A 15123-nucleotide genomic window follows, 5' to 3' on the forward strand; every position below is an offset into this window, starting at 1 on the left:
GGCTATGTTATATGTCAGTGTTGATTTTTAGCAAGTTATTCACACGGCGGCGACTCCAGCGGGAACAAGAAGCCGCAAGACCCTTACTTGAGCGTTACGAGGGAAGCGGCTTGCGGCTTGCCCGCGGAAAGCTTCCGCCACAAGCGAAATGTTTAACAGACATTCATGCCAATTGCCATTGGCACATCGATGAATGAAATAACAGTAAAAGTTATCCACAATTATTTTAGGGTAGAGACTAAATAAAAAAGGAGGAATCATCATGGATGAACTGATTACGTTATCATCATTTGGAAACTTTTTAGCACACGTAGGGGTTGGACTGTTCTTATTGCTGTTAGGAATTATCGTTTTTTCTTTGACGACCAAGTTTTCCGAACGGGAATTAATTAAACAAGGAAACTTAGCGGTGGCTCTCAAACTATGGGGAAAAGGACTAGGATTAGCGATTGTCATTTTTACCGTCTGGGCTAGCAGTGTCAGCTTACTCGATGCATTTATTTGGGGACTTGTCGGTATTGTGACTCAAGTCGTTTCCTACTATATCATCGAATACATCCTTACTCCTAAAACAAACTTAGCGAAAAAAGTAGAAGAAGGAAACACCGCCATCGGTTTCAGTCTATTTTCCGCTAGCATCGCTGTTGGCTTAATCGTCGCTGCCAGCTTAACTTATTAATATTATTAGAACGCTTAGGACATACCCTGAGCGTTCTGTTAATTGAATATAGGAGAAATTGTTAGGAAGTAAATCAAAGGTAAATAGAGGCTATTACTTCGTTCAATAATCGGAAGGATCGTTCAATAAAACAATTTAGAGGATGATTATGTAGTTTACTCGATTTTATTTATATCCGAAAAAATGAGGGGGGACATGATGGAGTTTTATAGATTTGATAAAGAGATTGGTAAGAAAATTTCAAAATTTAATTCAGATTTTATAATGTCGCGTATTATTAAGACTGAAAAACCAGCTCATATTGGGTGTATGTATTTAGAAGCAAACGGTACCATAGGATATCATCAAGCTGTTGTTCCTCAACTACTCCTTATTATGAATGGAGAGGGTTATGTGAGGGGTGAAAAAGAAGAATATTTTAAAGTTCAAGCTGGAGATGCGGTATTTTGGGAGAAAGATGAGTGGCACGAAACAAAATCGAATAGTGGATTAACTGCTATTGTCATTGAAAGTGAAGAATTAAACCCCTCATCTATTATGACTTTAAAGAAATAAATGATATTCAACAAAAGGGTGCATTACATATGTACAGCTTCTTTTTATTCCATAAAAGGCCGCTTTACTTGAATAACAGTAATTTTGTCAACAGTCTAGGACGTTTAGAACATACCCTAGGCGTTTTATTTTTGTTAGCTCTATCGTATCGTTTCGTGACATCACTTAAAATATAAATTGCGTAAAAGCCCTAATGAAAGAAATCTTTATTTATCTATCAAATTTAAAAAAAAATTTAATTTAGGTATTGCAATTCAATAAAATCCTATGATAATATAAAAAACGTCGTCAGGAGATGTCGAAACACGACGAAGCGTTGTGTTAAAAAGCAATGATCCTAAACCAATTTGAGCCATTAGCTCAGTTGGTGGAGCACGAATGAATAAACTACAGAGCGAAACATCGAGCGCACCACTCGAGCCACTCCTTGCGTAAACTTCCTGAGAGTGGGGCGACAAAAATAAGCTCCGAGTTGTACCGCTCGAGCCGCTGCTTGAATAAGCATCCTGAGAGCGGGACACAAAAATATGCATCATCCTAACCAATTTGAGCCATTAGCTCAGTTGGTAGAGCATCTGACTTTTAATCAGAGGGTCGGAGGTTCGAGTCCTCCATGGCTCACCAAGAACATGGCCCGTTGGTCAAGTGGTTAAGACACCGCCCTTTCACGGCGGTAACACGGGTTCGAATCCCGTACGGGTCATCTATCCGAGGCGACGTTTTCGCCTCGGTCATTAAAAATACATAAGGTCCCGTGGTGTAGCGGTTAACATGCCTGCCTGTCACGCAGGAGATCGCGGGTTCGATTCCCGTCGGGACCGCCATTTTTTTTTGCTCTTAAATACATATACAAGCTCGGTAGCTAAGAGCGAAACATCCTTGAATAAGCTGCGAGCTGTACCGCTCGAGCTGCATCTTGAGTAAGCATACTGAGAGCGGGACACGAAAATCGAGCGCACCGCTCGAACCACTACTTGAAAAAGCTTTCTAAGAGCGGGGCGAGGAATTAAAAAGCAGCTATTAATTTAGGATTAGATAATAAATACGGCTCGGTAGCTCAGTCGGTAGAGCAAAGGACTGAAAATCCTTGTGTCGGCGGTTCGATTCCGTCCCGAGCCATCAGCAACCACCTGTAAAAGCAGGTGGTTTTTTTATTACAAGATAAAAGCTAGCGAAGTTGCCGTATACACAAAATGATTAAACAAATTCATCTAAAGCATGTGAGGCTCGGTAGCTCAGTCGGTGGCGTACGAATGAATAAACGACAGAGCGAAACATCGAGCGCACCACTCGAGCCACTCCTTGCGTACTGAGAGTGGGGCGACAAAAAAGCTGCGAGTTGTACCGCTCGAGCCGCTGCTTGAATAAGCTTACTGAGAGCTGGACGAAGAGCAAAAAGAATAAGAATGAATGGTATATACAGAGAACCTTAGCGCCACCTGGTACAAAGGTGGCTTTTTTGTTACTCAAAATTAACCCTGCGAAGCTGGGGTAGCCATTAATCACATAAAAGCAGAAAGGCTCGGGAGATACGAGCAAGACATTTTCGAAATAGCTCTGAGTTGTACCACTTGATCCGCATGATAAAAATTTTAAAAAATAAAAGAGAGTACATACTTACCATGAATAAAATATGTACTCTCCATTTATCTTTAATGAGCAACCGTTCGTGGAAGAAAAATTACTTATTACAATACTTTTTCCATATCCAGCATGGGGGAAAATCCAATACGTTCATAGATTCTCCTCCCCTGTGAACTTGCCCATAGTCTAGCCCTTTTTGCTCCCCGCTTTTTTAGCCAAGAACAGACTTCTGTCACCAATTGAGAAGCCAGTCCTTTTCTTCGGTGATTTTTAATTGTATAAACACAAATTACCCAACCAAAAGGAGTTGGTTCTTCACTTAAAGGGGTGGCATACTCCATTCTAATAAGACCACCTGCACACGCTACAATATTTCCATTCTCATCAACTGCAACCCTGAAACCTAGATTATTATCTTCACTCTCCTTAAGAAATAATTTTTTAATTTCGTTAACACGTTCAATGTTTGGTATAGGTATTCCATCCTTTTCTCCCATCTCACATGCCATTTTAAACCAATATTCTGCCAGCAAAGGCAGCTCGTTTTTTGTTGCCCATCTTGTGATATACATTATATATTCCACCCGTACATTTATTTTACTTAGATGTTCAATATTCTTTCTATTATTCCTCCCTTATTCAACCATACTTTCCTGTTAACCACCATGAAGATACTAACGGGTTTCGGTTATAAGAGAGAAATAATTAAAAAACAACGTGTGTGTGTGAAAATCAGTTTAAGTAATACTTTTAACGCACAAATTAACGCTGAAAATAAAAATTGTAATGAAAAATTTCCTCCTCTTTTCGACAAAACCTATCTACTAATCTTAAAAAGTGACAAATAATTACAAAATCAGTCATTTTTTGTATCTAATAATACATTTTTGTTACATTACTTTAACAATGCTAATTTTTAAACTATTTTATGATAAAGTATAAAAGGTGAAATTGTTCGAATATTTAACGTTAGGAAACAAGCGACAAAAGTTGCGTTCTTCCGACAGGTACGAGTTGTAGGAGGAAATTGACAATGAATTTACTTAATAGATTAAAAGATATTCACAATAAAATAAAAGTGTCCGTTTCTTCAATTTCAACTAGCTTATTAAAGAAGACAGTGATTACAGCGTTAGCCGTTTCAGCTATTTCGATACATACGGTTTCTGCATCAGAAGAAAACGGAATGTTTGAAACCGTCTATCATGTCTATATGAATGATACATACATTGGGACAGTTTCTGATCAATCTGTCATTAATCAAGTAATTGCCGATAAAATGAGTGAGTACAAAGAGAAATATGGTAATTACGAATTTGAATTAGGAAAAGATGTGACGTACATTCCAGAGTTCGTTTATCGTAAAACAGTCGATAACGAACGAACAGCTGAAAAGCTACGTGAAACATTGTCTGTTGAAACGGAAGCGGTAGCGATTGTAGTCAATGACCAGCCTGCAGTATATGTAAAATCAAAAGAAGACGCGGACAAAGTGTTAGAGCAATTAAAATTATCGTATGTTTCAGCGGAACAATTAAAACTGATTGAAGAACAAAAAGCTTCTAATCAACCACTTCCACCACTAAAAGTAAGCGAATCTCGTATTATTGATGTTCAGATGGTGGAAGATGTCAAATTGGAAACGCAAATGGTTGAACCTAGCCAACTCATGTCTGTTGAAGATACGGTAAACTACTTGAAAAAAGGGACGCTTGAAGAGAAAAAATATGTTGTCCAAGAAGGCGAAGTGCTTGGTTCTATCGCATCAAAGCATAATCTTTCATTAAAACAACTCCTTGCACTCAACCCTGGAGTAACGGAAGATACGCTGCTTCAAATCGGTCAAGAACTTAATGTAACTGTATATGAACCTCTTGTTCATATCGTCGTTCAAAAAGAAGTAAACAAAAAAGAAACGATTCCTTATAAAAAAGAAGTCATTGAAGATAAATCTCTTTTCAAGGGAGAAACACGCGTTAAGCAAGAAGGTCAAAACGGTGAACGATCCGTTACTTATGTAATAACCGAAACGAACGGCATTCAAACAAGTAAACAAATAAAAGAAGATAAAATTTTAAAAGAACCAGTTAATCATATTGTCATTAAAGGAACAAAAGTGATTCCTTCCCGAGGTACTGGAAATTTTGCTTGGCCAACCGTTGGTGGTTATATTTCTAGTAAACAAGGGTATCGTTGGGGCAAATTCCATAAAGGAATTGACATTGCTCGACCAAGCAACTACACCATCAAAGCGGCTGATAACGGAGTCGTTACATTTGCCGGCTGGGACGGAGGTTACGGAAAGAAAATTGTGATTAACCACAAGAATGGGTTTAAGACGGTATACGCGCACTTAAGCACAATTAATGTATCCGTTGGTCAAACCGTCTCTAAAGGTCAAAAAATAGGAGTCATGGGATCTACAGGAAACTCTACGGGAACCCATCTCCATTTCGAAGTGTATAAAAATGGAGTGCTACAAAACCCATTAGACTATTTACATTAATAAAAAAGGCCATTTAAAGGAATTTCCCCTTTAAATGGCCTTTCCCCTTTTTTTAATGGCTATGTTATATTTTATTGTTGATTTTTAGCAAGTTGTTCACATAAAGCGAAAGGCGGCGACTCCAGCGGGAACAAGAAGCCGCAAGACCCATACTTGAGCGTAGCGAGGGAAGCGGCTTGCGGCTTGCCCGCTGAAAGCGTCCGCCACAAGCGAAATGTATAAATATCAACAGTAACGTTTAACAGACATTCATGCCAATTGCCCTTAGCACATCGATGAATGAAATAACAGTAAAAGTTATCCACAGTTATTTTAGGGTAGAGCCTTTTTAATAGAAAGAAACTAGAGCATAAAAGTTGGACATTCTAACAATTGAAATAAACTTGTAAACATCGAACGGATGAATTCAAAGAAAGAACATGATAAAGTAATTTTAGAAAAGTATGACTTCCCAACGTTATGATTTTAGGCTATGAAATGTCAATAAAATATAGATAAAGGAGCATAAATGATGGATAAAAAGATTTTAGTTGTTGATGATGAAAAACCAATTGCTGAAATATTACAGTTTAATTTACAGAAAGAAGGATACGAAGTACATTGTGCCTTCGATGGGGACGAAGCATTACAAATGGTAGAAGAAATTAAACCAGACCTTATTTTATTAGATATTATGCTTCCCAACCGCGATGGCATGGAAGTGTGCCGAGAAGTGCGAAAAAAATATGAAATGCCGATTATTATGTTGACTGCTAAAGACTCGGAAATTGACAAAGTACTTGGTTTAGAACTAGGGGCTGACGACTATGTAACGAAACCGTTCAGCACACGCGAATTAATCGCCCGGGTCAAAGCGAATTTACGTCGACATCAGCAATCAGCGACGAAAGAGGAAGACAAAGATCAAAATGAAATTACGGTAGGCTCACTCGTCATTCATCCGAATGCGTACATGGTGACAAAACGAGGAGAAACGATTGAATTAACGCATCGTGAATTCGAATTGCTTCATTATTTAGCGAAACATATCGGACAAGTCATGACACGTGAACATTTGTTGCAAACGGTATGGGGTTATGATTATTATGGGGACGTTCGGACCGTCGATGTGACGATTCGACGTTTACGGGAAAAAATTGAAGATAATCCAAGCCATCCAACTTGGATTGTTACACGAAGAGGAGTTGGCTATTACTTACGCAACCCTGAGCAGGAGTAACGCCATGAAAAAAGTAGGTTTTTTTCGTTCCATTCATTTAAAATTTGTATTAATTTATGTATTGCTTATTTTAATTGCAATGCAAATTATTAGTGTTTATTTCGTTCGTGAATTAGAGGACAAATTGGTCACGAACTTTAAAAATTCCGTTCTAGAACGTGTGAATTTACTTGAATATAACCTACGTGAGGAAATGTTACGTGAACGAAAAGAAGGGGACCCTCCGTTATCGGAAGAGATTCGAAATATTTTAATCGATTTTGTGGCGACGGATATTCCGGAAGTTCGTGTCATTGATAACAGAAGTAAAATTATTGGAACATCCGATATTAATAACCAAGGAATCGTGGGTCAACGGACAACAGAAGTCATTGTTAAGCGGACATTAGCTGTCGGTAATGTCGAAGAAGAAATTTTAATTGACAAACAGACGGGGCATCGCATTTGGGTGTTAACCACTCCCATAAAAGCCGAAGGAGAAGTGCTAGGGGCGATCTACTTAATTGCGAGAATTGAGAACGTCTTCGATCAAATGAATGAAATTAACGAAATATTTGCTACGGGGACAGCGATTGCCCTCGCTATTACAGCGGTGTTAGGGGTCTTATTAGCACAAACCATTACCCGCCCTATTTCTGATATGCGTAAACAAGCGATTGAAATGGGGAAAGGGAATTTTTCAAGGAAAGTTAAAGTATACGGATACGATGAAATTGGACAGCTTGCTGTCTCGTTTAATAACTTAACGAAAAAGCTTCAAGAAGCACAAGCAACAACAGAGGGGGAACGGAGAAAACTGTCCTCCGTTTTGTCTTATATGACCGATGGTGTCATTGCTACTGATCGGAAAGGTCGTGTCATCTTAATTAACGAGCCAGCTGCTAAAATGCTGAATGTTTCACGTGAAACAGTGTTATCGTACCCCATTGTTAAATTGCTTGGACTTGAAGGCAAGTACACATTTGAAGATTTATTAGAAGAGCGAGATTCAATCATTCTTGATTATAGTACACCGGAAGATTCTTATATTTTACGGGCAAACTTTTCTATTATTCAAAAAGAGACTGGATTTGTAAATGGATTAATTACGGTTTTACACGATATTACCGAACAGGAGAAAATTGATCGAGAACGCCGAGAGTTCGTCGCCAATGTATCCCATGAATTAAGGACTCCGTTAACAACGATGAGAAGCTATCTAGAAGCATTAGCTGAAGGTGCTTGGAGAGATGAAGAAATTGCTCCACGCTTCTTAGAAGTTACCCAAAATGAAACTGAGCGGATGATTCGATTAGTAAACGATTTATTGCAGCTATCCAAAATGGATAGTAAGGACTACCGGTTAAATAAAGATTGGGTCGACTTCACACAATTTTTCCATCGAATTATTGACCGGTTCGAACTCACAAAAGAACGACATATAACGTTTAAACGAGAGCTTCCAAACAAAGCAATGTTTGTAGAAATTGATGAAGATAAAATTACGCAGGTCATTGACAATATTATTAGTAATGCGTTGAAATATTCTCCTGAGGGTGGTCAAATTACCTTCAAGGTAAAGGAATTAGAGAATTTTCTTGAAGTGAGCATTTCCGATGAAGGAATGGGCATACCAAAGGAAAACTTAGAGAAAATTTTTGAACGTTTTTACCGTGTAGACAAGGCGCGTTCACGTAAAATGGGCGGAACAGGTCTAGGACTAGCCATTGCGAAAGAAATGGTCGTTGCACACGGTGGACAAATTTGGGCGACGAGTGTGGAAGGCGAAGGAACAACGATTTACTTCACTCTTCCATATGACCGTACACAAGAGGATGATTGGTCATGAGATATGAAACGATAAAGTCAGTAATTTTGACCATTTTGGCGTTGTTAAGCATTGTGTTAACGTATAATTTATGGACGTATCAACCGGCTTACGATACGATTGACAATAATTACATTCACGAAATTTCGATCAGTGAAAAACGGGACATTTCTGACGTCGTTCGGCCAACGTTATTACTTTTTCATAAATATGGCTATCATTATGGAACGGTCCAACCGAATGTTATCGAAAAGTTCATTCAGATGATGAAAAAATGGGACTTATATGATTGGCAAGACCTTTCGGAAGAACTGAATTCGAGTGAATTTTTTTCGCTTGTGCATGGAGAACAACGAATCGAAATCGTTTTTCCTGATATTGTTCCTTTTGACGTATTTAATTCCGTTATTAGTATCGACGATGACTCTTTGAGCAATTCTTCTTTTGATCGTTTAATCATTGAAATGAACGAATCAAATAAGCATGAAGCGGACGTCTATTTTGTGAATTACGAGAAGCGACTTGTCATTGAAGCTCATCTGGAATCGCCACTTTCCTATCCGTTTCTAGCAAGTACGTGGGAGAAAGCAGAAGATTATACTCGTTATTTTGACTATGACGTCCAAGGCATTCGGAAATTATTTTTACCGCAAGATGCCCTTAAATTTTCGGTCATTAAGTATTATACGTATGTCATTAATCCTGATAAGTTTAAGTTAGCGCTTTTTAGCGACCCTAGCTTTGTAACGAAAGATTTATTAGATCAAGGAGACCAGTACACAGATGGAACGAGTATGATGAATGTCGATTATCAACGAAGCCTTATTACTTATGTGAATCCAGCCAATAATCGGGTGTCTTTCTCCATGTTAAAAAATGGGGATTTGTTACAACAAACGATTGATTTTATTAATGATCATGGTGGATGGACGGATGATTATCTTTACTTTGGGATGAGTCCCGCTGAACAAAAAGTATCGTTCCGCTTATTTATTGATGGGTTTCCGGTGTTTAATGAAGAAGGAATGGCCGAAATTGTGGAGTTTTGGGGAAATAATGAAATATACAAATACGTTCGCCCGTTTTATACTCTCAATTTACCGTTAACCGCTGAGCATATCACGTTACCGTCTGGATATGAGATGTTAGACCAACTCGTTAATCGACCTGATTTTGAACTCGAATATTTAGAAGACGTGACGATTGGGTATAAAATGTATCGAGATCCGCAAACACCGAAAGTTCTCATCTTTGAACCTTCATGGTACTATCGGTATGGCGGTTCGTGGCTCCGCTTGACGTCTGATGAGGAGGTAACGAATCGTGGACTGGAGTAAAACGAAAACGATCTTTATTATCGTTTTCTTTATTTTAGATATCTTTTTATTTGTTCAGTTTCTTGATAAGCGACATGCCAGTCAATTGAATATGACAAAAGATGCGTCCATTGAAGAAAAATTAAAAGACAATGGCATTCAATACGTCGAGCTCCCAAGTGAAAACACGAAAGGAAAGTATTTGACAGCGAAATCAAAAAATTTTTCGGATGTCAATTTGGAAGAATTACCAAATCAATCGATTACCATTCAAAACGGGACCACTCTTCTATCTATTTTTGACGAACCGATTTCAGTAAAGGAAAACATGGAGCAAGAAATGATTCATACGTTTTTAAAAACGTATGTTTATCAAGGAGGGCAATACCGGTTTTGGAAGTGGGATCAGGAACAAAATCGCCTCATCTTTTACCAGGAATATAATCAAAAATTGTTTTTTAAAAACGTCAATGGACGTTTAATAGTAAATTTAAATGATCAAAATCAAATTATTGGGTACGAACAAACATTGCTCGAAGACATACAAGAACTCGCCAATGAAAACATTTTGCCAGCTATTCGGGCCATTGAAACGATTCATCAACAAGGATTAATAAAAGCCGATAGTAAAATAACCAAGGTTGAACTCGGGTACTATACGTTAGTACAATTAACAGAGTCACAAGTATTAACCCCAACATGGCACTTTGTGATTGAACAAGGAGATACGAAAAAAGTAGAAGATATTTTTGTTAATGCAATTGAAGGACAAGTGTTCCAAGTATCGGAAAAACAGGGGATAATGGAGTGAACAGCATGTCGATACGATTTAGTGTACTAGCTAGTGGGAGTACAGGAAATGCAATATACGTGGAAACCGAAGAGCATGCTTTTTTAGTCGATGCTGGACTAAGCGGAAAGCAAATGGAAGGACTATTTCAAAAAATTGACCGAAAGATTGACCAATTAACAGGCATTTTAGTGACGCACGAACATAGTGATCACATTAAAGGACTAGGCGTGATAGCGCGAAAGTATCGCCTACCGATATACGCCAATGAAAAAACGTGGAAGGCGATGGACGGGTTAATTGGAGAAATACCGATCGAACAAAAATTCGTGTTTGAAATGGAATCTGTTCGTTCGTTTGGTTCACTCGATATCGAGTCATTTGGCGTGTCGCACGATGCGGTCGAGCCGATGTTTTATATTTTCCACCATGGTGGAAAAAAGCTCGTTCTGATTACGGACACGGGATATGTGAGCGACCGAATGAAAGGAACGATTAAAAATGCAGACGTGTTTATTTTTGAAAGCAACCATGATGTAGATATGCTTCGGATGGGTCGATATCCGTGGAGCGTGAAGCGGCGTATTTTAAGCGATGTCGGTCACGTTTCTAATGAAGATGCAGCTTTGGCGATGAGTGAAGTCATTGGTGACAAGACAAAGCACATTTATTTAGCGCATTTAAGCCAAGATAACAATATGAAAGATTTAGCCCGCATGAGTGTCAGCCAAGTGTTAGCTCAGAAAGGATTTGTAGTTGGTGAACAATTTTCTTTACATGATACGGACCCGAAAATACCGACTCCTCTCGTAGCAGTCTAATTTCATAGATTCATAGATTATAAATCATCCTGTTTCATGTTCATTTCTTTGTTTACGTTTGTTCATAGAAATTTCATTTTTTCGGATTATAATCAAACCAGAAAGGTAAAATAAGGGATAGCAGTCGTTCGGATAAAGGAGTGGTGTGAAATGGGATATTACGATGACCATTATCAAGGCCGTAATAATGAAACAAAAAGCCGAAAAGGTGGCTATCTTCTCGCTAGTTTTGTTGGTGTTTTATTAGGGGCGATGCTTGTTATTGTCGCTATCCCACAACTTGTAGACTTAGATGTTCTCCCATATCAATTAGATGAGCAGTCGCAACAAACGGAAAACGGATCCAATATTCCGGTTCAACAATTTTCCTATGATATAACGTCCGATGTGACTAAAGCGGTCGAAAAAACGAGTGCGGCCGTTGTCGGTATCACGAATATTCAATCCGCTAATTTTTGGTCGATTGGTGATCAACAAGAAGCGGGAACTGGTTCGGGTGTGATTTATAAAAAAGCGGGTGGAAAAGCGTATATCGTTACCAACTATCATGTGATTGAAGGCGCGGACCAACTTGAAGTAACGTTAGAAGACGGGACAAAAATTCCGGCGGTCATTCGCGGTGGTGATATTTGGACGGATTTAGCCGTTCTTGAAGTGGACGGCAGTCAAATCGAGACGGTCGCGGAATTCGGAAATTCTGATTTACTGAAACCAGGGGAGCCGGTCATGGCCATTGGGAACCCGCTTGGCTTAGAGTTTAGCGGCTCTGTTACGCAAGGAATCATCTCTGGTTTAGAGCGAACCATTCCGGTGGATTTAAACGGTGACGGCTATGAAGATTGGCAAGCGGAAGTAATCCAAACCGATGCCGCCATTAACCCCGGAAATAGCGGTGGGGCGTTAGTGAACATTGCCGGTCAAGTCGTTGGTATTAACTCCATGAAAATTGCCCAATCCGCTGTCGAAGGAATTGGCTTCGCGATACCAATTAATACGGCTATTCCGGTTATCGAAGACTTAGAACGATACGGAGAGGTCAAACGCCCAGCGATGGGAGTCACCCTACGGAACGTAAACGAAATTTCTGCGTACCATCAACAGGAAACGCTCAAATTACCGAAAGATGTGACAGAAGGTGTCGTCATTGAGCGAATCGTACCAAATTCACCAGCTGAGCATGCAGGTTTACAAGAGCTGGATGTCATCGTAGAACTTGATGGCGAAAAAATAGACAACATCTTAGATTTACGTAAGCATCTTTACATTGAAAAAGAAGTCGGAGACGAGATGAAGGTCAAATTTTACCGAAATGGAAAACTTCAAGAAACGACGATTAAGCTAACGGATGAATCTTCACTATAATCGTGGATAACTATCCGAGCAGGAGAGTATATGGACTTTCCTGCTTTTTTTCATAATGATAAGATAGCTTGTGGATAAAAATATTGCTTAGAGTAAAATACGCCAAAACGAAAGGAGATCATCGATGATTTTTACGTGCAAAGAACATGTCGAACTTGCCTTAGATGTCATTGTTGACGAATACGAAACGGCACCACATTTAACAGAGCTTCCTGAGGAAAAAAAGTTATCAACAACCTGTGAATATTGTGAGAATCACGCTGAATATATGGTGGCGAACTAATATTCCCACACAAGATGTGGATACGTTATGTGGATATGTGGATAACTACTGTGGATATATTGTTCGTAAATTGTTTGTAAAGTGAGGATGAGCTGTGAATATTTCAATCATCTCTGTCGGAAAACTAAAAGAAAAATATTTAAAACAAGGAATTAACGAATATACGAAGCGTCTGTCGGCCTACGCCAAAGTGGACATCATCGAAGTGCCTGACGAAAAAGCACCTGAACAACTGAGCGAAACAGAAGTGGAGCTCGTTAAAAAGAAAGAGGGAGAGCGCATTTTAGCCAAAATCCATTCAGATACATATGTCATTGCTCTGGCCATTGAAGGAAAAATGAAATCATCGGAAGAACTTGCCGAATCCTTAGACAAACTAGCCACCTACGGCAAAAGTAAAATAGCTTTTGTCATCGGTGGCTCGCTTGGCCTTCACAAAGACGTTATGCAACGAGCGAACGAAGCTCTCTCCTTTAGCAAAATGACCTTCCCCCACCAACTCATGCGTCTCATCTTGCTGGAGCAAATTTACCGTGCGTTCCGGATTAATCGGGGGGAACCGTATCACAAATAGATGCGGTCTTAAACTGTTCATATCATGTAAAAAACAAAAAGATAAGAGAATTCTTTTGGCAATCTATTGAAGACTACCTGAGTAGTATTGAAACCTTTATAAAGAAACATAGTAAGTTTTCTTCGCTTCATACTAATTTTGCATACTTTTTTAAAAGTAAATATGTTCTAAATAAACCCAAGCAGATATTCTATAGTAGAAATATCGTCTTGGGTTATTAGTTGTAATCTATTAGATTGTTATAATGGTACCGTCAAACTTTTGTGACTTTGGGGATTAGACCTTCCGCAAGTATTGCAATCAATAGCAGAACATCCTTCCGTGAGGTAAGTATGGATCTAAAGGTGAATTTCCGATAAAGGGAATAGGATAAGAATAATTTAAGGAGAATTAGTTAGGATAAGGCTCCGCTTTCTAGAGAGTGGTTTCCATCGTTTTCTAAAAAGAAAAGCAGCTGAATAAAGATGATTGCCTCTGTCACTCCCTAATAAGAATACATAACATAATTAAATACTGGGAGAAGGAGGTTAAAGCAACGATGGGTTTAAACCAACTATATTGGATTGCCATAGGTGCCGGTTTAGTGCTTCTCGTTGAAACCCTGGGCTGGCTCTATTGGCGTTATTGGGGTGCCGGTTCCATTCGAGATTATGTATCGGAAGAAGAGGAGCCCGATGGGGATTACCGCATTATCCGCAAGATCAATACGCCTGTCCAGCGAATCGCCTTGGTCGAACATCAAGGACAAATGCTGCTCTACGGCAACGGAGATGTGATGTTTGGTACCACTGAGGACGATGATTTGTATGCAGAAGCATTAATTCACGTGCCTATGGTAATAGCCGGGAAAAGAGAGCGGATTCTCATCATTGGTGGCGGTGGGGGAATTACAACAAGGGAGGCGCTACGCTATCCTGATGTGAAGGAAATAACAACTGTTGACGCAGACCCGTTGATGATGGATTTCGGCAAAAATTTAGATGCCCTTGTTAAATTCAATGAAGGATCTTTGAATCACCCAAAAGTGCGTACGGTAGTAGAAGACGGGCGGGTATTCATTGAAAATACCACGGAAGAGTGGGATGCAATCTTCTTGGATATTCCCGAGCCGAGCAAAGAATTTCCAGCACTCAGTCGCCTTTTTAGTTGGGAATTTTTTAGGCTTCTTAAGGAACGACTGGAACCGGATGGAGTGATTAATGTCTCTTGTCCTTCGTTAGCCAAGATACCTGAGTACTTTTGGAGTGTTCAGGCAACCTTGATGGCTGCAGGATTTTATGTATTGCCGTATCATTTTGATGTCATTGTGGAATATGAAGACGACTATGGATTTTGTATGGCAACAAACAGGCAAGTGTCTATAGAAGATATATCCATACCATTTCCCACCCGCTTCTTATCCCCGGAGAGACTTCGGGATATGTTCCACATTCCTTATAATTATTCCAAGAGGTGGTCGAATTATAGAATTCAAACGGATAGCAACATGGTTCTTGCTAATATTGTGGATGATGCTTGGGCTGATTAATGCAAAAGTAAGTATGACCGTTTCTTTCAATTAAAAAAAAGAGTAATTCCAACTTCTTGAGTGCTCATTGAAAGTTGGATTACTCTCTTTTTTTTATTT

The 15123-nt window shown here is 39.2% G+C and carries 14 protein-coding genes and 4 tRNA genes; 17 read left to right on the forward strand and 1 reads right to left on the reverse strand.

From position 1 onward, the window contains the following. Positions 1-11 precede the first annotated feature (11 nt). The 7 genes from ABES52_RS00760 to ABES52_RS00790 all read left to right on the forward strand — a co-directional run bounded on the left by ABES52_RS00760 (position 12) and on the right by ABES52_RS00790 (position 2353). Positions 12-197 carry a hypothetical protein gene (locus tag ABES52_RS00760; protein ID WP_429647962.1) on the forward strand — a complete coding sequence of 62 codons (186 nt, stop codon included), beginning with the start codon at positions 12-14 and terminating at the stop codon, positions 195-197. A 65-nt stretch (positions 198-262) separates the two neighbouring features. Next, positions 263-679 carry a DUF350 domain-containing protein gene (locus ABES52_RS00765; RefSeq protein WP_429647964.1) on the forward strand — a complete coding sequence of 139 codons (417 nt, stop codon included), beginning with the start codon at positions 263-265 and terminating at the stop codon, positions 677-679. 198 nt (positions 680-877) lie between these two features. Then, a complete protein-coding gene (locus ABES52_RS00770; protein WP_429647965.1) occupies positions 878-1234 on the forward strand; it encodes a cupin domain-containing protein in 357 nt (118 codons plus the stop codon). 548 nt (positions 1235-1782) lie between these two features. After that, positions 1783-1858 (forward strand) — tRNA-Lys (locus ABES52_RS00775). Positions 1859-1865: 7 nt separating this feature from the next. After that, positions 1866-1937 (forward strand) — tRNA-Glu (locus ABES52_RS00780). Positions 1938-1982: 45 nt separating this feature from the next. After that, positions 1983-2058, forward strand: a tRNA-Asp gene (locus ABES52_RS00785). Between the two features lie 222 nt (positions 2059-2280). Continuing rightward, positions 2281-2353 (forward strand) — tRNA-Phe (locus ABES52_RS00790). A gap of 569 nt (positions 2354-2922) precedes the next feature. On the opposite strand, the gene ABES52_RS00795 is transcribed toward ABES52_RS00790, so the two are convergent. Next, the gene (locus ABES52_RS00795) at positions 2923-3390 is read right to left on the reverse strand and encodes a GNAT family N-acetyltransferase (protein ID WP_429647967.1); all 468 of its coding nucleotides are present in this window, start codon (positions 3388-3390) and stop codon (positions 2923-2925) included. A 461-nt stretch (positions 3391-3851) separates the two neighbouring features. On the opposite strand from ABES52_RS00795, the gene ABES52_RS00800 reads away from it, so the two are divergent. The 10 genes from ABES52_RS00800 to ABES52_RS00845 all read left to right on the forward strand — a co-directional run bounded on the left by ABES52_RS00800 (position 3852) and on the right by ABES52_RS00845 (position 15024). Further along, a complete protein-coding gene (locus ABES52_RS00800; protein ID WP_429647969.1) occupies positions 3852-5324 on the forward strand; it encodes a peptidoglycan DD-metalloendopeptidase family protein in 1473 nt (490 codons plus the stop codon). 511 nt (positions 5325-5835) lie between these two features. Beyond that, on the forward strand, positions 5836-6543 hold the full coding sequence (gene yycF, locus ABES52_RS00805) for a response regulator YycF (protein WP_429647971.1): 708 nt from the start codon (positions 5836-5838) through the stop codon (positions 6541-6543). A gap of 4 nt (positions 6544-6547) precedes the next feature. Continuing rightward, positions 6548-8371 (forward strand): cell wall metabolism sensor histidine kinase WalK, encoded by a 1824-nt coding sequence (gene walK, locus ABES52_RS00810; protein WP_429647973.1) that lies wholly within the window; start codon positions 6548-6550, stop codon positions 8369-8371. Continuing rightward, positions 8368-9687 carry a YycH family regulatory protein gene (locus tag ABES52_RS00815; protein WP_429647975.1) on the forward strand — a complete coding sequence of 440 codons (1320 nt, stop codon included), beginning with the start codon at positions 8368-8370 and terminating at the stop codon, positions 9685-9687. The genes walK and ABES52_RS00815 overlap by 4 nt, the downstream gene beginning before the upstream one ends. Then, positions 9674-10477: a two-component system regulatory protein YycI gene (locus ABES52_RS00820; protein WP_429647977.1), complete on the forward strand. Its 804-nt coding sequence runs from the start codon at positions 9674-9676 to the stop codon at positions 10475-10477. The genes ABES52_RS00815 and ABES52_RS00820 overlap by 14 nt, the downstream gene beginning before the upstream one ends. Positions 10478-10482: 5 nt before the next feature. Then, positions 10483-11277 (forward strand): exodeoxyribonuclease YycJ, encoded by a 795-nt coding sequence (locus tag ABES52_RS00825; protein WP_429648162.1) that lies wholly within the window; start codon positions 10483-10485, stop codon positions 11275-11277. 150 nt (positions 11278-11427) lie between these two features. Beyond that, positions 11428-12639: a S1C family serine protease gene (locus ABES52_RS00830; RefSeq protein ID WP_429647979.1), complete on the forward strand. Its 1212-nt coding sequence runs from the start codon at positions 11428-11430 to the stop codon at positions 12637-12639. Positions 12640-12763: 124 nt separating this feature from the next. Continuing rightward, positions 12764-12922 (forward strand): CxxH/CxxC protein, encoded by a 159-nt coding sequence (locus tag ABES52_RS00835; RefSeq protein ID WP_429647981.1) that lies wholly within the window; start codon positions 12764-12766, stop codon positions 12920-12922. 94 nt (positions 12923-13016) lie between these two features. Further along, positions 13017-13496, forward strand: a complete 480-nt coding sequence (gene rlmH / locus ABES52_RS00840; protein ID WP_429647983.1) for a 23S rRNA (pseudouridine(1915)-N(3))-methyltransferase RlmH — start codon at positions 13017-13019, stop codon at positions 13494-13496. Positions 13497-14034: 538 nt separating this feature from the next. Further along, positions 14035-15024, forward strand: coding sequence for a spermidine synthase (locus tag ABES52_RS00845; protein WP_429647985.1), 990 nt, complete (start codon positions 14035-14037; stop codon positions 15022-15024). Positions 15025-15123 lie beyond the last annotated feature (99 nt).

The organism is Aeribacillus pallidus, from assembly GCF_050478865.1.
In the GTDB taxonomy this organism is placed as follows: Bacteria; Bacillota; Bacilli; order Bacillales; family JACDOC01; genus JACDOC01.